Below are 20,653 nucleotides of genomic sequence, written 5' to 3'. Positions count from 1 at the left end.
GACATGGAGAGCTTATTTAGAACAAAATTGCCAAAAGGATTTTTAGCAGGTGGTGTAAACTGTGGTGTTAGGCTCTATCGTCCAGATCTAGGAGTTATAATTTCAGAAGAAAACTGTAAAGCTGTAGGAGTTTTTACAAAAAATAAATACAAAGCTGCACCAATTAAATATTGTATGAATTTGTTACCAGCAGGTAATATCAAAGCGATCATAACAAATAGTGGTCAAGCTAATGCTGCTACAGGAGAAATAGGCGATAAACACAACCAGCAGGTGGTTGATAGTTTAGCGACAGAACTAAACTGTTCATCTGAGCAAGTCTTGATTGCCTCCACTGGTGTTATTGGTCAGCAAATGGCTACTGATAAAATAACATCTGCTATACCAAAACTAGTAAATAGCGTATCTAATATTGCTGATAAATTTGCGATCTCAATACTAACGACAGACCTACTACCCAAATCAGTTTACAAGAAAATACAGCTATCCACAGGGGAAATCACTATTACTGGAATTTGCAAAGGCTCTGGAATGATAAACCCAAATATGGCAACAATGCTTGGATATTTTCTAACAGATGCTGATATAGATATTCATTTAGCTCAAGAAATCCTTAGAGAGTCAAGTGATAACAGTTTCAATATGATTTCAGTAGATGGTGATATGTCTACAAATGATTGTGTATTTATGCTGGCAAATAGCGCAAGTGGTATAGAGGTTTCATCTGATGAAGATATAAAGATATTCAAAGAAGCATTACATGAAATAGCTGTGATTTTAGCTAAAAGCATAGCTCGTGATGGCGAAGGAGCAACCAAGCTTATCGAAGCAAAAGTTACTGGTCTAAATGATATAGCCCTTTCCAAAGAATTAGCAAAGAAAATAATCTCTAGCTCTTTAGTCAAAACAGCAGTATATGGGGAATCTCCAAATTGGGGAAGAGTTTTAGCAAAAATTGGCGAAGTTGATATAGATGAGCAAACTCTAGAAAGTTGTCAGATATTTATGCAAGGACAGAAGATCTTCACAAACGGTCTACCTGTTTTAGATGATTTAACAAATCTTAAAAATACCATGAAAGAAGATACTGTAACTATTGATGTCAAATTTTCTCAAGGAAACCAACAAGCAATAGCATGGGGCTGTGACCTAACTCAGCAATATGTAAATATAAATGCGGATTATTTATCATGAAAGAATTAGCAAATAAAAGAATCTTAATAAAACTAGGTGGCTCAGTACTTGAAGATGAAAAAGTGATGAAAAACCTATGTATTGATATAAAAAACCTAAAAGAAGCTGGAGCAGAAATAATCGTTGTCCACGGTGGTGGTAAATTTATAACTAAGTGTCTAGAAAAGCACAATGTTCAAACAAAATTTCTAGATGGTTTAAGAGTTACTCCAAAAGAACATATGGAGATAATTCAAATGGCTCTATACAGAGTTAACAAAAAGCTCTCGCAAATGTTTAGTAGTATCAATTTAGATGGTATTAGCATATCTGGTGAGGATAGTAACTTAATTACTTGTAGCCTAATCGATAAAGATAAATATGGCTATGTCGGTTTAGTCAAAGATGTTGATCCTACAGTTATTCTAAAATCTCTACCTCAAGGGCTAATACCTATAGTTGCAACGATTTGTCTTACTGATAAATTTGAGTCAGTAAATGTCAATGCAGATAATGTTGCATCAGAGCTAGCTATTATTTGTGATGTCGATGAGCTTATCTATATTACTGATCAAAATGGTGTACTTGATAATAATGGTAATTTAATCAAAAGCCTTTCAGTGAAAGATATTTCAAAACTAATTGAAAGTAAAACAGCTATTGGTGGAATGAGTATCAAGCTTGACTCAATAAAAAACTTTTTAAATTGCTCAAAAAAAACCATTAGCATACTAAATGGTAATCAAGAAAAAATTTTAACAAAAAAAATATTATTTAATGCAGAAGAACTAGGAACAACTTGTGTATTTGGAGGAGAAATATGAAAAACTTATCTTTTAATCATCTACTTTCAGGGGCAGAAATAACAACTAAGGATTTTGAAAATATAATTCAAATAGCCCAGGATATGAAAATTAATCCTCAAAAATATAACCATGCCTTAAAAGATAAGATTATTGCGCTGATTTTTGATAAACCATCTCTTAGAACTCGTTTTAGTTTTTCTGCTGCTATTATCGAAATGGGTGGTAATCTAATCGAGAGCGTCTCTGCCTCTAGAAAAAATGAACAACCCAAAGATTTTATTAGAGTGATACAAAACTATTGTTCTGCTGTTGTGATTAGAACTTTCGCAGATAGCGATGTTGAGGAAATGGTTTCTTACTCTAAAGTTCCAATTATAAATGCTTTGACAGATTTATATCATCCTTGTCAAACATTAGCAGACTTACTAACATTAAAAGAAGTTTTTGGTAGTTTAGACTCCCTAAAAATAGCTTATATAGGTGATTCTAACAATATTTTATACAGTTTGTTATTATTAGCTAATACTATCGGCTTAGAAATACACTACGCTTGTCCAGAAGGTCATAAACCAGATCAAAGGATTTTAGATCAACTTCAAGATCTAAGTATTGTTAAAGATTTTGATGACCCTAAAGAAGCTGTCAGAGGATGTGACGCTGTATATACTGATGTCTGGTGTAGCATGGGTTTTGAACCAACAGCAGAAGATTCTTTCGCAGGATTCCAGGTAAATAAAGAACTAATGTCATATGCAAATAATAATGCTATCTTTATGCACTGTATGCCTATGGAAAGAGGTAAAGAAGTCAGCAAAGATCTCCCAGATGATAAATGCTCAGTTATTTTCCAACAAAGCTTAAATAGAAAATTTATACAAAAAGCTCTTTTGTATATGTTATTGGGAAACCCTGTAACAGAATAAAATACCTAAATTAAAAATCAATTTCTCGTGTCAGATAAAAGGCAATATCTTTTTCATAATACGCAGATTCATTCACAAAAATAGGATACCATTCTCCTAGCTCATTCAACAGTTGAACACTGCCATCCATTAATTCAAAAACTGGATCTTGCTCATTAATTAGCTTAAAATCATTACCATTAATATTATCATGAATTACTGCGTTAATATTGCCATTACTATCTCTAGGAAAAGCAATAGCTTTAACTGGCTCATATGCCTTACAATTTTTGGTTTCTGGTAAATCATCACAGTTTGCCATCTCAACAAACTTAATAATTTCATTTAATATTTCAGTAGTTATTTCAATAGCTTTTGTATCATAAACACTCGTATGCACAGCTCCGATTTCAATAGTTAGTGACATTGGTGCAATATTATTAATTGCCACATCAGTAATACTTTGATGCCTAATAACTCTAAGGCCATCAATTTGCTCAACTAAGTATGCACATAATTTATTAACTAGAGGGCTTCTACCATCAGTAATTATTGTTTTACCAAGGCTTGAAGTTGTTGTATGAAAATCAACTAGAAAATCAACGGGAGAATCTGATTTAAACCCATAAGTTTGATTAATTTCTCGAGCTCTTTGATCTTCGTAGGTATTTAATGAAAGATTGTTTAGATCCTCAGTTGAGAAAGATCGATTTAAATCTTGATCCTTATATCTTTTACTTAATTTAAAAGCCTCAGGATTTGATAATAAAGGTATAATTTCAAATGTTTTTGCTTTTAATGGATATTTTTTCAAGCGATTAATGATATAAATACCGGTATATTCATTTCCGTGGACACCTCCACTAACTAACAGCTTATTTATTTTCATGAAAATACTCATAAATTTGAATATATAGATACTTATAAGTTTACATTATAGTTTAATAAAATTCTGCTATTCTATGACCTGATTATAGAATCCATTTGATATTTTAAAGTACTACCCCGAACTGCTTCGCAGCCGCCCCTTCGACACTCGAAGGGGAAATATCAAACTTCAACCTTAAACCAAATTCCCCTTCAAATTTTGAAGGGGTGGCAGTCGTTAGTACATTTGACTTCGCTCAGCAACCAACTGATGGGGGTAGTTTTACCCAACGCTCATCGGGCTATTTATTCTTTCAGTCTAAGTAATTTTCTAAACTGTAAAACTATTATAGCTACTTTGACCACCTCCATAGTAGCTACTATAGATATGTTGATAAACATCTATAGTTTTTTTGTTGACCTCTTCGTCACTATAGCTCTCCTGTGGTAGCCACAATAAACCATCATGGATAATAGTTTTGACCTGAGCTTTTAGCTGTTCACTTTCTCGCCATCGCACCACTTTTAACTTTTCAGCTTTTAGTTTTGTAAGTGTTTCTTTAGCAACTCTTTTGACCTCATCAAACTCTTTTTTTGTAAGATTATCTTTTTTGAGTAAATCAAATATAGCTAATGTCTCTTCATCTAACCCTTCTTTGACAGCTCGGCTATCTTCTTCATTTAGTGTTTCTAAAAAATCGACTAGCTCATCAAAAGTTTTCTTAGTTATACTAGCATCTTTACCACGGTTGTATTCATCGATGATTTTTTGGTATCGTTCGTAATATTCTAATCTTAATGGATTATTTGATAACATTTGCTGGAGCTTTTTATCTACCGCCTGTTGCAAGTCATAGACCATCTTATTTTTAGATGATACTTTCTGATAAATTTGTTTGAGCTTATCAAAATCTAATTTACTTAAATCAATAAAAACATCATCTTTTGTCTGATTAGTTTCTAGCTGTATATTTTCGTCAACTACTTTTTGTAACTGTATGATTATATCCGTAACATCAGCTTCTTTTACTTTTTGATTTAATCCATTATAGATAGCTTCTATAGCATTGTATTTTTTGATAAATGGCTTAGTTTCTTCGGCAGGATATAAAGCCTTGTATTTTCTAAACATATCGCGAGCTTGTACTTCAAACTTGGCTCTGGTTGTTTCATTTAGACATACAGCATTTATAGCATCTGTTAATAGAGCTAATTTCTGGAGTGGATTAGCTTCTATAAGTTGCTGTAGCTCAAAACCTAGTTCTTTTAGGTTGCTGATAATGCTAGTGATTACAATATCTAACTCATCTGCCATTTGTTGATTATCTTTGGTTGGGCTATCAGGTTTTTCATTAGATGAACCAGTTTTTTTGCCTTCACCGTATAGACTGTATGCTTCTTCTAGTTTTTTATAGACATTACCATAATCAACGATTAAACCATTTTCTTTCTCATCATCGTATACTCTATTTGCTCGTGCAATAGTTTGCATCAGAGTATGTCCTTTGATTGGTTTATCAAGATACACTGTAGAGATACACGGAGCATCAAAACCTGTTATCCACATGGCACAAACTATGGCTAGCCGGAATGAGTTATCAGAGTCTTTAAACTCTTTCTCTAAATCTCGCTCCACCATCTTTTTACGATGTAGTTTTATCTCAAGACCTAGCTTTTTAAATTTCTCTTCTTCGTTTTGCTCTGGGCTGACTACTACACATACTTCTGTTTTTGTGACTAGCTCTTTTTTAGCCTTTAGCTGTAGATATTCTTGCTCATCTATAGCATTTGCTATACGAGTTTCTAGTTCTTTTAGATAGTCTTGCCAATACTCTTGGATATAGTCATACATGCGTAGAGCTGTAGGTTTATCAAGAGCTACAAGCATACCTTTACCTTGGTATCCTCTTTCGTTAAAATGCCAAACAATATCTTTAGCAATCTCTCTAAGCCTAGTTTCTGCTGTAAGCACAGGATAGCTAGTTTTATAAAGTCTGTCTAATTTTCTAAGCTCATCTTCGCTTAGGTTTTCATTTTCTAAAATGCTGACTAGCTCATCATCTATTTTTTGATTTTCTAGTTTGAGTTTTTTACCAGCATTTATATAGCTAAGTGGTAAAGTAGCACCATCATCAATAGCTGATTTAAAATCATAAACAGATACATACTCACCAAAGATATTTTTAGTAAGCTCTTCTTCTCCCTTGATAATTGGTGTACCTGTGAAACCAAGATAAGAAGCATTTGGCAGAGCATTAAATCTCATATTACGAGCAAAAACTCCACCTTGGGTACGGTGAGCCTCATCAGATATTACGATGATATCTTTTCTTTCACTCAGTAATGGATATTCACTCTCTTTTTTCGGGTCGATTGAGAATTTATGAATAAGTGTGAAAATATATTTATGATTTTGCTTTAGTAATTCTCGCAGGTGGTCTCTACTAGTAGCTACGACTTTTTCGTCAGATTTAACTGCACCAATAGCTGTAAATGTATCATAAAGTTGGTTTTCTAACTCGCTTCTATCAACCACGATAAGTACGGTATAACTACCAGCAAATTTGCGATGTATTTTTTGAGATAAGAAAACCATAGAGTAGCTTTTACCACTACCTTGAGTATGCCAGAATACACCAAGTTTACCTTTTAGTTCTTCAAAGTTTTTAGCATTATTGATAGTTTTGTTTACACCGATAAACTGGTGGTTTTTTGCCATAATTTTGACAACATCGCCACCATCGTCATTAAAGATTAGGAAATTCTCAAAAATATCCATAAGTCGCGATTTATCACAAGTACCACGGATAGTAGTATCAAGACTTACGATACCCTGTTCGTTTTCTTCGATTCTTTTCCATTCGTGGAAAAATTTATATGGGCTAGTAACTGTACCAACTTTTGTACCGCTATCATCACTTTTATCGAGTCCGTTTGATAGGATAATAAAAGCATTGGTATTAAACAGATGTGGGATAGTGTTTTTATAATCGCGGAGATTATCATCATAAGCATGAAACAAATCTCGATGATGAGCTTTTAGCTCAAAAAACACTAGTGGAATACCATTTACAAAACCTACTACATCTGGTCTTCTTAGGTATAGTTCGCCTAGTACTTCAAACTGTCTAACAGCTAAAAAGTCATTATTTGAAGGCTCTTTAAAATCAAAGATTTTTAGTTTTTTCTTGATAAGTTCGCCTTTGTCATTTTGATAGCTGACTTCTACGCCGTCTTTTAGTAATGAGTATTTTTCTTTGTTGATTCTATCGAGAGTTTTATCGGCTATTTTTTGAGCGATTTGAAGATAAGCATCAGTATAAACTTTATCAGGTAAATTTGGGTTAAACTCTTTTAGTTTTGGTAGTAAAAACTTCTTAAGTATCACTTGTGATTTATCATTACGACCAAGTGTTTTGTTATCGCCAAATGTTTCAGATTTCCAAGCTGTAGTTATGCTCCAACCTAAAGATGCTAAAACATCAACTGTTGCTTGTTCTACTAGATTATCTTCGTTATATTCGTAGCTCATTTTAATTTCCTTATATTCCAAGTTCAGCACAAGCCTTGATTGTAGAATCCAACTCATCAACAATGGATCCTATGGTCAAGCCATAGGATGACATAATTAACCGTCATACTACGGCCACGACCGTAGTATCCATAAGTTTATAAATTTCGCAAACCAATCATCACTTAACTTATGAAACTCTTTCATATTAACTACACCTCAACACCCATAGTCTCTACATCTATCATACCTGTCATCAAGCGAGGAAGTAAAATATCTCTTGATTCTTTTAATAGTTGGTTTTGTTTTAATAATATGGAAATATTTTTTAGCATTGGCAATACTAATTTACCAAAGCTCTCAATAGTATCAATATCTGGTTCGATCATTTTAATAAATTTCATTGATTCATTATTCAATGATACTTGAGTAGCCCCTGTTGCATATAAATCTTTTAATTCATGAAATATATTGCTATTAATAGTGCAATACAAGAACGGTAAACATAACTCATTTTTAGATTTGAATCCAGCAAATCCAGATGATAAAACTATACTTTCTCTAAATTCTTTATCTTCATTAGTAAAACATAGTACCTTGTATGTATGACTCATTCTTGCAAACCAAACACTATTTCTTGATGGTGCAATTTGAGCTCTTGATGGCTTATTATACCAATTTATAATTTCACCATCTGCTACAATAAATGATTTATCAACATCAGCAGTTGCTAAATATCTTTTTTCACCAATGAACTCTTTTACTTTAGATTTATCTTGTTTGAAAGATTCAAAGACTGTAATTGCTTTTTTATTCCACCCAAAAGGAAGTCCAGTAGTTTCATCAATCTCTAGCTTTTGTCCATCTATTCTAAAGCGTAAAAACCACTCTTCATAAATAAGCCTTGCTTTTTCTTCAAAAAGTTTGATTTGCTTGAGATTGTTTTCTATCAAATCATCATAGCTTGATAGAATTTTTGCTATCTTTTTTTGTTCTTTTGGAATTTTAAACTTATAAGATTTAATAGCTCCTATAGGTATCCTCATTTGATTTGCTGCACCACCACCTCTATTTTGAATAAAGTTCTTAAATGTTTGAGTTTCAGCTAAATATCCCAAATACTTTTGATCCAAAATATCATTATCTTTTGTTCTTAAGCATACAGCATTTTGGTTTAATAAATGACCATCAATTTTCTTTGGGATAATTACAGATCTTCCTGCTGCGGATGATTCTAATGATGGATGAGAACCTACTGTAGCTATAACTACATCATTCGTTTTTAATATGTTTTTTTGATATTTTTTGAGACTTGATTCTGATATATAATCAATATTGTCAAAAACAATATCATTACCTTTTATATTAGAAACTTTGACAACGGGAATACCAGATTCAGCATACTCAGATTCACTCCAAGCACCCCCATTATAAAAATCACAAATATCTTCTAGCTTATATTCCATAACTAAATACCCATATTTGTAATTGCTTTTAACAATAGTTGGCTTCCATTATTTAGCTGTATTAACTCATCGTTAATTTCTTTGATTCTACCTTGATAATCAAAATCTTCATCAATATCTATACTAAAACCAACATATCTACCAGGGGTTAACGAGTAGTCATTTTCTTTTATCTCATCAAGAGTAGCAACTTTACATAGCCCTTCGATATCCTCATACTTACCATTTACAAATTTCTCTTTTAGCCACTCATTAGCTGTGAAATCCACCTCTTCACCACGGAAGTTTTTGATAATCGCGGTTAAACCATCTAGTTGCTCTGGGCTAAAGTCATTGATAGTCTGTGTTACTTTTCTAAAAGTCTTTCTCGCATCTATCATTAGTATTTTGTCTTTATTCTCGGCTTTTTTATCCTTATTAAAAAACCATACATGACACGGCAGACTACGAGTATAAAAGAAGTTATTGCCAATACTTACTATCGCCTCTACATCGCCAGTTTCTATCAGCTTTTGCCTGATGTCCTTTTCACTAGATCCTGCATCTGTAGCAGAACTAGCCATTACAAAACCAGCACGACCAGTTTCATTTAGATATGCGTGAAAATACTGTATCCACATATAGTTGCCATTGTCATTTTTCGGCAGTCCAAAAGGAAGCCGACCATTAGGACTTACATCATTTTTAACAAACTCTTTTTTCTTATCAACTTTTTTGACATTAAAAGGAGGGTTTGCCATTACAAAGTCACATTTACCAGTTAGAGCATGAGGGTTAGAGTAGAAACTATTATCCTCGATAATTTTCCCCTCGATACCATGGATAGCTAGGTTCATCTTTGCTAACTTGGCATTGTTTGTTTTTAGCTCTGTACCATATACTGTGATAGCTTCGTTGATAGATTTTTTGGTATGGTCTTTGATAAAATATCCAGTCTGCACAAACATACCACCCGAACCACAGGCAGGGTCATGGATAATACCACTTTTTGGCTCGATGAATTTAACTATCAGCTCCACAAGTGATGGCGGAGTGAAGAACTCGCCTCCCTCTTGAGCACCAGCACCACTCATTGAGAATTTCATCAAGAAATACTCATAAATCCTACCGAAAGCATCACCTGTGATAGTTCGTACTGATTCAGAATTAAACACTCTGATTAAATTATGAAGTAAATCACTATCTAATTCTTGATAGTTTTTAGGCAAAATACCCGCTAAGTCAGTATAGTCTTCTTCAATCAATCGCATAGCTGTATTTACAGCATCGTTGATATCTTCGCCATCTGGCAGATTTGCAAGATACTCATATTTAGAGTTTTCTTGTAAATAAATTGCTCCAGCTCCAATAAAATCCTCTTTTGAAATAGCTCTTTTTTGCCTTGTTCTTGGGTTTATTGGTAGATTAGCTTCTATCTGTATTTTTGCCTCTTCAAACCTATTTTGTGCAAAGCGTAAAAGTATCAACCCTAGTACTGGGTCTTTGTACTCTGCTGCTGTTAGTTTTGAGTTTGCTCTGAGATTATCTGCAGAATCCCACAGTTTTTTTTCTAAATCTTTTATTTGCTGGTTGTTCATTTTTGTACTTTTCCTAAGGAATTATTATATATTTGCTGTGCTTAGCTCACTAATGCTTTAGCTTATTGTATACCTCTATCTCATTATTAAAGCTTAAAATTAGTCTTTTTTCATCATTTTTGTAAAAATTGAGCTAATTGAAAAAAATAGGATCTAAAAAATAACCAAAAAGAAAAAATATTTAGAGAAAAACTATCTGATATATTTATTTACAAGCTTAACAAAAGACATAGGATCTTCTATTTTAGCGCCTTCAACAAACATTGCTTGCATTAGAAGTAACTCAGAAATATCACCAAATACTTCTGTATCAGCTTCATCTTTTAGCTTTTGTACTAAATGATGCTCAGCATTAAGCTCTAGGATAGGCTTCATACCCATACCTGGCATAAACGACTGTCCAGCTTCTTCCATCATCTTTTGCATGTGTAAGCTCATACCATAGTCATTTACAACCACACAGCTTGGAGAATCAGTTAGACGCTTAGATAAACGTACATCTTCAACTTTATCTTTTAGAGTTTCTTTCACTTCTTCTAAGATCTTTTTGAAATCTTTAGACTCTTTTTCAAATTTCTCTTTATTTTCTTCTGACTCAAACTTATCAAGATCGATATCACCTTTGATAATAGATTTCATATGCTTACCATCAAACTCAGTCAAAGTAGACATCATCCATTCATCAATACGATCTGACATTAGGATTACTTCGATACCTTTCTTCTTGAACGCTTCAAGTTGAGGGTTATTCGCAGCAGCCTTATGACTATCAGATGTAATATAGTAGATAGTATCTTGACCTTCTTTCATACGAGAAATATAGTCAGCTAAAGAAACTGTCTGCTTAGAGTCACCACTTTCAGTAGTCGCAAATCTCATTAAGCCAGCGATCTTTTCTTTATTTGAATGATCATCAGATACACCTTCTTTAAGCACTTGACCAAAGTTATCCCAGAATTTTTGATATTTTTCTGCATCTTTATTAGCAAGTTTCTTAAGCTCACCAAGAACTTTCGAAGTTGTAGCTTTTCTGATTTTATCAATAACTTTGTTATGCTGTAATATCTCACGTGATACGTTTAGTGGTAAATCAGCAGAATCAATTACACCTTTAACAAATCTTAAATATGGAGGTAATAATTCCTTGTTCTCCATGATAAATACTCTACGCACATATAAAGATAAACCATAATCTTTATCTCTATTCCAGAAGTCAAAAGGCTTATTCTCTGGGATATATAATAAGCTGTTATACTCAAGATTACCTTCAACCTTGTTATGTATCCACATTGAAGCATCTGCAAAATCATGAGATATATACTTATAAAACTCTTGGTATTCTTCATCAGTTATTTCATCTTTTGATCTTAACCAAATAGCTTTAGTATTGTTTACAGTTTCATACTCATCTTTGATTGTTTGCTCACCTTTATCATCAGTTTCAACTTTTTTCATTTGAATTGGAGTATTAATACAATCAGAATACTTATTCACTAAACCTTTTAATAAGTGATACTCTAATAAGTCTAACTGATCTTCTTTGATATGAAGAGTTATCTCTGTACCACGCTTTTCTTTAGTGATAGTTTCTACTGTAAAGCCATTTTTCGCATCAGAAACCCACTTAGTTGCCTGAGCTTTATCTTGACCTGCTTTTCTTGTTCTAACTGTAACCTTATCAGCAACGATAAATGAAGAGTAGAAACCAACACCAAACTGACCAATTAACTCATTATCTTTACTCTTGTCGCCAGTTAAGCTTTCTAAGAATTTTTTAGTTCCAGACTTTGCAATTGTACCAAGATTTTCAATAACCTCTTCTTCAGTCATACCAATACCATTATCACTAACAGTAATTGTTTTTGCATCTTTATCAAAATCAATTCTAATAGCATAATCAGTATCATCCTCATTCAAAGCTGCATTAGAGATACTTTCATATCTTAGCTTCTCGATAGCATCAGAACTATTAGATACAAGCTCTCTTAAGAATATCTCACGGTTTGAATATAGTGAATGGATCACAAGATGAAGTAATTTATCAACTTCTGTTTCAAATGTATATTTTTTCTCTGACATTTATATAACCCTCTTTTGTTATACTTTTTTCAAATAACTTAATCACAAGTATCTATATGAGAGTCATTGCTATTTTTTCAAGATTTTTTAGTATATAAAAAATGTCTTTTTAGATAATTATTCTACTTTTTGTTTATTTTTGGCAGCCAGCTCTCTTTCTTGACGGATTTCGTCAATAAAAGCACCTCCAATCAAACCACTTGGAATAGCAAAAACACCAATTCCCAACATAGAAACTATAGCTGCTATTAATCTACCCAAGAGTGTAATTGGATACATATCTCCATAACCTACTGTTGTTAGAGTAATAACACCCCACCACAAAGTATTAGATATAGATGAAAAAACCTGAGGTTGGGCTTCATGCTCAGCATAAAACATCAAGATACAAGATATTATCAATATCACAAAAATTAAGCAGTATGATACTAACAGTTCGAGATAGATTTTTTTAAATACATTAATCAATCTATTCATTATCGCTGTATTTTGGAAAATTTTGAATACTCTTAGTAACCTCAATGCTATTAATTCATGAGAATTAATACCAAACAATGATAATATTAATGGTAAAAATATCGCTATAAAATCAATAACATTATAAAAACCAAAAACAAAAACAAACTTTCTCCGTGCTAAAAAAAATCTGATAATGTATTCTATAGAAAAAATAGCTGAAAAAGCTATATTTATATAATTCAAATAATTAATATCGCCATAATCGATCTGAGCAATTAAAGTAAATGAATTTATAATAACAAGAAGGACTATTATACTCTGATAAATTTTTTGTAGCATATAATAAGATAATATTCTTCAAAACTCTATTATTAAGAGTTTAGCAAAATTTATAAGAGTAAGTTAAATTTAAAATAGATATATTTGTTTGAGATAAATATAGAATATAGAAAAAAGGTTATTATTCTTCGTCAGCAGCTTCTTCTACCTGAGGTCTATCAACCAATTCGATGAAAGCCATAGGAGCTTTATCACCAAATCTATAACCACACTTAAGAATTCTAGTATAACCACCAGCTCTTTCTGCGTAACGAGCACCAAACTCTTCAAAAAGCTTAGTAACAGCAGCTTTATTTCTTAAGAAATCAAAAGCTTGTCTTCTAAGAGCAACAGATTGTGCTTTAAACTCATTAGAGTTAACATCTAATTCATTTCTTAGCTTATGTTCTCTTTTAGCTAAAGTAACTAAAGGCTCAACTATAGTTCTTAACTCTTTTGCTTTAGGTAAAGTAGTTTTAATAAGCTCATGATTAATCAAAGATGCTGACATATTCTTAAACATAGCTTTTCTATGACTACTAGTTCTTCCGAACTTACTTCCTTTTTTACGATGTCTCATAGTAATTACTCCTTTATAGTTAATATTATATGATTACTATATATTTATTTTCCTTCAACTAGTTCTCTAAAGTTGTCAATTTGAACACCTAAAGATAAACTATTGTCTATTAATATTTGCTTGATCTCATTTAGAGATTTTTTACCTAAATTAGGTATCTTCATAAGCTGCGACTCTGAATATTGTACTAAGTCACCTAAATACTTAATATTCTCTGCTCTTAAGCAGTTAGATGATCTAACGGTTAACTCTAGGTCATCAATTGGTTTAAGTAATATAGGATCAATATTAGAATCTAATAGTGCATCTCCAGTCTTACCATTACTAGGTACTCTAAGAGATACAAATACAGATATTTGTTCACAGAAATACTCTAGTGCTTTTGTAACAGCTGCTAGTGGTTCAATAGTACCATTTGTTTTCACAAACACTTCTAATGTCTCACTATTTCCATTATCAAAAATTTCAAAAGCAACTCTTTTTATAGGATTGAAATCCGCATCAACAGCGATGTCTCCAACATTTTCTAGCTCAGTTGGTAGTGCCGAAAGAATTCCGACATTTCTACCCACACTAACAGTAGCTGTCAGACTAAACTCTCTTTCGTTAGTTAGAGTAGCAATAGGCTGATCTTTGTTGATAATTTCTATGCCTTGAGTTGTTTTAAAATCTCCTGCAGTTACAACACCAGATTTAGTTACTGATAGTTCTAATTCTACTTTTGCTACACTTTTATCAAGCTTTATTGCAACTTTTTTTAGATTAGAAACAATCTCAACAACATCTTCTTTAACATCTTCTAAAGTCGAATATTCGTGTAATACACCATCTATATTGACTTTGATAATAGAAGCACCTGATAATGAAGATAACAAAAATCTTCTAATAGAGTTACCAAGGATATGAGCCATACCTTTTTCTACAGGAGAAACTTGAATTTTATATCCAAAAGCCCCTAACTCTTCTTTAAGCTGTATATTAGGTACAAATTCCTGATTTGAATTATTATTACTCACTAAAAAAATCTCCTTGAAATAAGGCTATATACGAGTCTTTAAAAAAATAATAAAATTATTACTTAGAGTAAAGCTCGATGATTAATTGTTCATTTATATCTGCAGATAATTCTGATCTATCCGGTGAAGACTTCATAGTACCTTCTAGTGAATCAGTATTTACATCAATCCAAGAAAGTTCTTTTCTGTGCTTAGCAAGCTCAACAGCATTTTGAATTCTTAACTGCTTTTTAGCTTTCTCTCTAACTGCAACTATATCACCAGATTTAACTTGCGCTGAAGGAACATTACAAGTATGTCCATTAAGCATAATACCTTTGTGTACAACAAGTTGTCTAGCTTCTGCACGCGTAGCAGCAAAACCCATTCTATAAACAACATTGTCTAGTCTTGACTCTAATATCTCTAATAAAGTAGCACCTGTGTTACCTTTTCTTCTATTAGCTTCAAGATAGTATTTTTTGAATTGACCTTCTAAAACACCATACATACGACGAACTTTTTGCTTTTCTCTTAACTGTAAACCATAGTCAGATAGGCGCGCTCTTCTTGCTCCATGTTGACCCGGTGCAGTATTCATTTTACATTTTTCGTCGTTAGCTTTTACACCACTTTTTAAAAATAAGTCAGTACCTTCTCTTCTAGAAAGCTTACATTTTGGTCCTAGATATCTAGCCATTATTAATTTCCCTTTAAAATATTAAACACGACGTTTCTTAGGAGGACGACAACCATTATGCGGTAATGGAGTCACATCTGTTATGCTTGTAACTTTTAAGTTTTTAGCATTTAAAGCTCTAACAGCAGAGTCTCTACCTGAACCTGGTCCCTTTACTAAAACATCTACGTTTTTAACACCATATTCAAGAGCCATATCAGCGGCTCTTTCAGCAGCTACTTGAGCAGCAAAAGGTGTACTTTTTCTCGAACCTCTAAAGCCACTACCACCAGAAGTAGCCCAAGATAAAGCATTACCTTGTCTATCTGTGATAGTTACTATAGTGTTATTAAAAGATGAGTAAATATGAGCAACTGCATCAGTCACTACTCTTTTTACTTTTTTCTTTGATGATCTAACAGACTTAGCCATATAATCTACCCTTTAATCTTTATAGTTATAATTGTATTTTACGCCTTGATTGGCTTTCTTGGACCTTTACGAGTACGTGCATTAGTCTTCGTTCTTTGTCCTCTTACAGGAAGGCTACGACGATGTCTTCTACCTCTGAAACAACCTAAGTCCATAAGTCTTTTTATGTCCATAGAAACTTCACGGCGTAAATCACCTTCTACCGTAAATTTAGCAACTTCTGTTCTCAAAATTTCAATCTGTTCTTCAGATAAATCTTTAATTTTAACAGTTGGATCTACTTTGCAAGATTGGCAAATTTGTTGCGCTCTTGTTTTACCTATTCCATAAATTGAAGTTAATCCTATCACTGTATGTTTATGAACAGGAATATTAACACCAGCTATACGAGCCATCTAATTCACTCCTAATAATTATTCTTAATTTAGTTACTATCTATCGCATTTTGTAACTTGCTAGGATAGCTTTTTAAAAACAAATAATCAAGCTTTATTTAATTTGCTTGATTGTTTAACCTTGTCTTTGCTTATGTCTAGGGTCTGTACATATCACACGAACTACTCTATTACGTTTGATAACTTTACAGTTTCTACACATTTTCTTAACTGAAGCTCTAACTTTCATTTTAATTTCTCCAATAATATTTCTCTATTTTCTCTTACCACTAAGATTTGCTTTCTTTAGTAAAGAATCATATTGTGTTGACATCATATGAGATCTAACTTGAGCCATAAAGTCCATCATCACAACTATTACAATTAGCAAAGATGTACCACCAAATGTAAATGAAAGTCCTTGAGCGAAGAACTTAACCACAAAAATTGGTAATAAACATATAGCTGTAATATAAAGTGAACCTACTAAAGTTAGTCTAGTCATAACTGCATCAATATACTTAGCTGTCTGCTCACCAGGTCTTACACCAGAAATGTAAGCTCCAGATTTTTTCAGATTATCTGCTGTTTCTTTTGGATTAAACACCAATGAAGTATAGAAGAAACAAAAGAAAATAATTGTCGCAGCAAATACTACAGTATAGACAATACTTCCAGGTTGCAACATTTCTGCAACATCTGCAAACCAACCAAGTGAATTATAGTTAGATAACCAACCAAGCAAAACACCGGGCACCATAAGTATAGATGATGCAAAGATTGCTGGAATCACACCTGCCATATTTAACTTTAATGGTAGATGGCTAGTCTGAGCAGCAAACATTTTTCTACCCTGCTGCCTTTTAGCATAGTTTACTGTAATTTTTCTTTGAGCACTCTCCATGAATACCACAAAAGCAATAACAAGCAAAAGAAGTATCAATAGAACCCAAACAGATAAGTAAGATATTACATGTTGATTAGCTTGAGATAGCGTATTAGAAATTTCAAATGGTAGATTAGCAACGATACCAGAGAAGATTAGTAGTGATATACCGTTACCTACACCTCTTTCTGTAATTTGCTCACCCAACCACATTAAAAACATGCTACCAGTAGTAACAGAAACAATTGTAGTTAAATAAAATAACCCCATATTGCTTGTAGTCACTAAGCCATCTTGATGCAATACAAATGCAACAATACCAAATGATTGTACTATAGCCAAAGCAAGTGTCAAATATCTTGTATATTGGGTTATCTTCTTTTGACCAGATTCACCTTCTTTTTTAAGCTCTATAAATTTAGGATATACAGCTGAAAGCATCTGAAAAATAATAGATGCCGAAATATATGGCATCACACCCAATGCAAAGATACTCATTTGAGTAAGAGCGCCACCAGAGAACATATTAAACATACTCATCAAACCACCTGTTGATGAGTGCTGATTTGATATAATCTCGACCAATTTAGTAGGATCAATATTTGGAATAGGAATATATACCCCTAGTCTAAATACTAATATAGCGATAACCACAAAAATTAATCTAGATTTTAATTCACCTGTTGTACCAGAAGCACTGTTATACTTTGACATATCTTAAATCTTACTCTACCTTACCACCAGCTTTTTCGATAGCTTCTTTAGCACCTTTTGTGCAAGCTATACCTTTAAGGCTAACAGCTTTTTGGATTTCTCCACTTGCTATTACTTTTACTGATTTAATATCTTTTCTTATAAGACCAGAGTCTTTTAAAGCATCAAGAGTTACTTCTTCTAGAGCTACATTATTCAATTCATGTAGTCTAATTTCAGCAACAAATCTTTTAGACGCAGAAGTAAAACCAAACTTTGGTAGTCTTCTTTGTATAGGCATCTGACCGCCTTCAAAACCTACTTTATGATAGCCACCTGAACGTGCTTTTTGACCTTTGTGACCTTTACCAGAAGTTTTACCTAATCCACTTCCAATACCACGTCCAAGTCTTTTCGGAGCACTCTTAGAGCCAGCAGCAGGAGCAATTGTATTTAATTTCATCTTATACTACCCCTCTATCTTAACCATATAATATATTTTGTTCGCCATACCACGATTTTCAGGAGTATCTAACACCTCAACAGTATGGTTTATTTTTCTAAGACCTAAACCTCTAGCTGATGCTATATGGTTTTCTTTACGGCCAATTAAGCTTTTTGTTAAAGTAACTTTAAATGTTTTAGCTTGAGTCATTTTTAATTACCCCTGAATCTCTTCAACAGACAAACCTCTTTTCTCAGCGATCTCTTCTGGTGATTTAATTTTTGCCAAACCAGCTATCGTTGCTCTTACAACGTTTGCAGGATTAGTTGAGCCATAAGTTTTTGCTAAAACGTTGTGTACACCAACAGCCTCAAAAACCGAACGCATAGCACCACCAGCAATAATACCAGTACCAGCAGATGCAGGTTGCATAAATACTTTTGAAGCACCATGATTAGACATAGTAGCATACCATAACGTATCGTTATTAAGATTGACTGATACCATGTTTTTCTTAGCGTTTTCCATAGCTTTTTGGATAGCAGCAGGTACTTCTCTTGATTTACCTCTACCTACTCCAATTCTACCTTTACCATCACCCACAACAGTTAAAGCGGCAAAGCTCATAATTCTTCCACCTTTTACTGTCTTAGAGTGTCTCTTAACACTAACTAACTTTTCAATCAGCTCTTCGTTTTTTTTCACTTCATTAGACATAATGAATAATCATCCATATTTTATTTATTAAAACTGAAGACCATGCTCTCTAGCAGCCTCTGCTAAAGCTTTAACACGTCCATGATACTTATATCCAGATCTATCAAAAGCAACCTGTGAAATACCCTTTTCCTTACATCTGTTAGCAATAACTTCACCAACAATTGCAGCAGAATTAACATTACCAGTATATTTACACTTTGCCTTCACGTCTTTTTCTACAGTAGACGCCGCAGCTATTACAGTAGAACCATCACCAGATATTACTTGAGCATATACATGCTTAGGTGTTCTATAAACACACAGTCTAGTATGACCAAGCTCTTTTAGTTTAATTCTAGTACGTTTACTACGACTTAAACGAGCAGTTTTTTTATTCATAATTATACTATCCCTTACCTAACTACTTCTTCTTAGCTTCTTTCTTCGCTACATACTCATCTTCGTAACGAACACCTTTACCTTTATATGGCTCAGGCTTTCTATAATCTCTGATTTCAGAAGCTACTTTACCTAAAAGCTCTTTATCAGCACCTTTAAGAACAATTTCTGTTGGAGCTGGAGTTTCAGCTGTTATACCCTGTGGCAACTTGTAAACCACAGGATGTGAAAAGCCTAAAGTAAGATTAAGTTCGCTACCCTGAGCTTTAGCACGATAACCAACACCAATAATCTTTAATTTTCTTTCAAAACCTTTACTTACACCTTCAACCATATTGTTGAGTATAGCTCTTGCAGTACCAGACTGAGCAACAGCATTCTTACTGCTACTATTAGGTGATACAGTTGCAACGCCATCTTCAACATTAAAAGTTACTTCTGTAGAAAAAGTTTTGCTTAAAGTTGCTTTAGCTCCTTTAACTTCAACCTGATTACCAGCAGCAACATTTATCGTAACACCACTAGGGATAGCAACAGGTTTTTTACCTATTCTTGACATATCAAATCTCCTTGCTAACTTAAGCTACGTAGCCGATAATTTCGCCACCAACACCAAGATCTCTAGCCTTTCTATCACTTACCAAACCTTTAGATGTAGAGACAATAGCAACACCAAAACCACCATATACCTTAGGTAGCTCTTCATGAGACTTATAAATTCTCAAACTTGGTCTAGAAACTCTCTTTATCATCTCAATTACAGGCGTGCCTGCATGATACTTAAGTTCAATTTCAATTGAAGGATGACCTGCTGAAGTTGTGCCTTTTGAACAACCTTTAATATAACCTTCGTTAACTAAAAAGTTCGCGATTTCCATCTTCATTTTTGAAAATGGTACAGAAATAACTTCCTTCTCTGCAGAAAGACCATTTCTAATTCTTGTAAACATATCCGCGATAGGATCTTGCATACTCATAACTTAAATTCCTTATTACCAACTAGCTTTTTTCAAACCAGGAACATCACCTGCCATTGCATACTCTCTAAGCTTATTACGGCATAAACCAAACTTTCTGTATACAGCATGTGGTCTACCTGTAACTTTACATCTTCTTTGAACTCTAGAAGCTGAAGAGTTTACCGGTAACTTCTGCAGTTTAATTTGAGCTTCCCACTTTTGTTCTTCAGTAGAGTTTGTATCAAGAATAATAGCTTTTAGCTCAGCTCTTTTTTGAGCATATTTAGCTACTAATTTTTCTCTCTTCAACTCTCTCTGAATCATTGATTTTTTTGCCATTTAAAACCCCAATTT

At 33.2% G+C, this 20,653-nt stretch carries 23 protein-coding genes; 3 read left to right on the top strand and 20 right to left on the bottom strand.

Annotated features, from left to right (window positions below; all coding sequences use genetic code 11):
* Positions 1-3: 3 nt before the first annotated feature.
* From argJ to argF, 3 genes are read left to right on the top strand one after another with little or no spacing between them, the layout of a single operon-like run.
* Positions 4-1,194: a bifunctional glutamate N-acetyltransferase/amino-acid acetyltransferase ArgJ gene (gene argJ, locus FQ699_RS07160; RefSeq protein WP_146421739.1), complete on the top strand. Its 1,191-nt coding sequence runs from the start codon at positions 4-6 to the stop codon at positions 1,192-1,194.
* The gene (gene argB / locus FQ699_RS07155; protein ID WP_146421738.1) at positions 1,191-1,997 is read left to right on the top strand and encodes an acetylglutamate kinase; all 807 of its coding nucleotides are present in this window, start codon (positions 1,191-1,193) and stop codon (positions 1,995-1,997) included. Before argJ ends, argB begins: the two co-directional genes overlap by 4 nt.
* Positions 1,994-2,902: an ornithine carbamoyltransferase gene (gene argF / locus FQ699_RS07150; RefSeq protein WP_146421737.1), complete on the top strand. Its 909-nt coding sequence runs from the start codon at positions 1,994-1,996 to the stop codon at positions 2,900-2,902. Before argB ends, argF begins: the two co-directional genes overlap by 4 nt.
* 10 nt (positions 2,903-2,912) lie before the next feature.
* Here argF and FQ699_RS07145 read toward each other — a convergent pair whose 3' ends face one another.
* The 20 genes from FQ699_RS07145 to rpsN all read right to left on the bottom strand — a co-directional run bounded on the left by FQ699_RS07145 (position 2,913) and on the right by rpsN (position 20,638).
* Positions 2,913-3,770, bottom strand: a complete 858-nt coding sequence (locus FQ699_RS07145; RefSeq protein ID WP_146421736.1) for an aspartoacylase — start codon at positions 3,768-3,770, stop codon at positions 2,913-2,915.
* Positions 3,771-4,079: 309 nt separating this feature from the next.
* Entirely contained in the window at positions 4,080-7,280 is a 3,201-nt protein-coding gene (locus FQ699_RS07140) for a type I restriction endonuclease subunit R (protein ID WP_146421735.1), read from the bottom strand.
* 191 nt (positions 7,281-7,471) lie between these two features.
* Entirely contained in the window at positions 7,472-8,725 is a 1,254-nt protein-coding gene (locus tag FQ699_RS07135) for a restriction endonuclease subunit S (RefSeq protein ID WP_146421734.1), read from the bottom strand.
* Between the two features lie 2 nt (positions 8,726-8,727).
* Positions 8,728-10,302: a type I restriction-modification system subunit M gene (locus tag FQ699_RS07130; protein ID WP_146421733.1), complete on the bottom strand. Its 1,575-nt coding sequence runs from the start codon at positions 10,300-10,302 to the stop codon at positions 8,728-8,730.
* A gap of 192 nt (positions 10,303-10,494) precedes the next feature.
* Complete coding sequence (gene htpG, locus FQ699_RS07125; protein ID WP_146421732.1) at positions 10,495-12,381, bottom strand: molecular chaperone HtpG; 1,887 nt, start codon at positions 12,379-12,381, stop codon at positions 10,495-10,497.
* A gap of 117 nt (positions 12,382-12,498) precedes the next feature.
* On the bottom strand, positions 12,499-13,179 hold the full coding sequence (locus FQ699_RS07120; RefSeq protein ID WP_146421731.1) for an ion transporter: 681 nt from the start codon (positions 13,177-13,179) through the stop codon (positions 12,499-12,501).
* A gap of 121 nt (positions 13,180-13,300) precedes the next feature.
* Positions 13,301-13,738 (bottom strand): 50S ribosomal protein L17, encoded by a 438-nt coding sequence (gene rplQ, locus FQ699_RS07115; RefSeq protein WP_013922039.1) that lies wholly within the window; start codon positions 13,736-13,738, stop codon positions 13,301-13,303.
* 44 nt (positions 13,739-13,782) lie between these two features.
* On the bottom strand, positions 13,783-14,754 hold the full coding sequence (locus FQ699_RS07110) for a DNA-directed RNA polymerase subunit alpha (protein ID WP_146421730.1): 972 nt from the start codon (positions 14,752-14,754) through the stop codon (positions 13,783-13,785).
* Positions 14,755-14,812: 58 nt separating this feature from the next.
* Positions 14,813-15,433, bottom strand: a complete 621-nt coding sequence (gene rpsD, locus FQ699_RS07105) for a 30S ribosomal protein S4 (protein ID WP_146421729.1) — start codon at positions 15,431-15,433, stop codon at positions 14,813-14,815.
* 21 nt (positions 15,434-15,454) lie between these two features.
* Positions 15,455-15,844: a 30S ribosomal protein S11 gene (gene rpsK, locus FQ699_RS07100; protein WP_003021583.1), complete on the bottom strand. Its 390-nt coding sequence runs from the start codon at positions 15,842-15,844 to the stop codon at positions 15,455-15,457.
* 38 nt (positions 15,845-15,882) lie between these two features.
* The gene (rpsM, locus tag FQ699_RS07095; RefSeq protein ID WP_013922036.1) at positions 15,883-16,239 is read right to left on the bottom strand and encodes a 30S ribosomal protein S13; all 357 of its coding nucleotides are present in this window, start codon (positions 16,237-16,239) and stop codon (positions 15,883-15,885) included.
* Between the two features lie 115 nt (positions 16,240-16,354).
* Positions 16,355-16,468: a 50S ribosomal protein L36 gene (rpmJ, locus tag FQ699_RS07090; protein WP_003017816.1), complete on the bottom strand. Its 114-nt coding sequence runs from the start codon at positions 16,466-16,468 to the stop codon at positions 16,355-16,357.
* Between the two features lie 24 nt (positions 16,469-16,492).
* On the bottom strand, positions 16,493-17,818 hold the full coding sequence (secY, locus tag FQ699_RS07085) for a preprotein translocase subunit SecY (protein WP_146421728.1): 1,326 nt from the start codon (positions 17,816-17,818) through the stop codon (positions 16,493-16,495).
* 10 nt (positions 17,819-17,828) lie between these two features.
* Positions 17,829-18,260: a 50S ribosomal protein L15 gene (rplO, locus tag FQ699_RS07080; RefSeq protein ID WP_146421727.1), complete on the bottom strand. Its 432-nt coding sequence runs from the start codon at positions 18,258-18,260 to the stop codon at positions 17,829-17,831.
* 6 nt (positions 18,261-18,266) lie between these two features.
* Complete coding sequence (rpmD, locus tag FQ699_RS07075; RefSeq protein WP_004286599.1) at positions 18,267-18,452, bottom strand: 50S ribosomal protein L30; 186 nt, start codon at positions 18,450-18,452, stop codon at positions 18,267-18,269.
* Positions 18,453-18,458: 6 nt separating this feature from the next.
* Entirely contained in the window at positions 18,459-18,959 is a 501-nt protein-coding gene (gene rpsE / locus FQ699_RS07070; RefSeq protein ID WP_013922033.1) for a 30S ribosomal protein S5, read from the bottom strand.
* A gap of 27 nt (positions 18,960-18,986) precedes the next feature.
* Positions 18,987-19,340, bottom strand: coding sequence for a 50S ribosomal protein L18 (rplR, locus tag FQ699_RS07065; RefSeq protein ID WP_013922032.1), 354 nt, complete (start codon positions 19,338-19,340; stop codon positions 18,987-18,989).
* Positions 19,341-19,362: 22 nt separating this feature from the next.
* A complete protein-coding gene (gene rplF, locus FQ699_RS07060) occupies positions 19,363-19,899 on the bottom strand; it encodes a 50S ribosomal protein L6 (protein ID WP_146421726.1) in 537 nt (178 codons plus the stop codon).
* 19 nt (positions 19,900-19,918) lie between these two features.
* Complete coding sequence (rpsH, locus tag FQ699_RS07055; protein ID WP_013922030.1) at positions 19,919-20,317, bottom strand: 30S ribosomal protein S8; 399 nt, start codon at positions 20,315-20,317, stop codon at positions 19,919-19,921.
* Between the two features lie 15 nt (positions 20,318-20,332).
* Positions 20,333-20,638, bottom strand: coding sequence for a 30S ribosomal protein S14 (gene rpsN, locus FQ699_RS07050; RefSeq protein ID WP_013922029.1), 306 nt, complete (start codon positions 20,636-20,638; stop codon positions 20,333-20,335).
* Positions 20,639-20,653 lie beyond the last annotated feature (15 nt).

The sequence above is a fragment of the Francisella salimarina genome (genome assembly GCF_007923265.1).
Classification (GTDB): Bacteria; Pseudomonadota; Gammaproteobacteria; order Francisellales; family Francisellaceae; genus Francisella; species Francisella salimarina.
The sequence above is the reverse complement of the archived record's forward strand: the minus strand, read 5'-3'. Positions and strand labels throughout refer to the sequence as shown.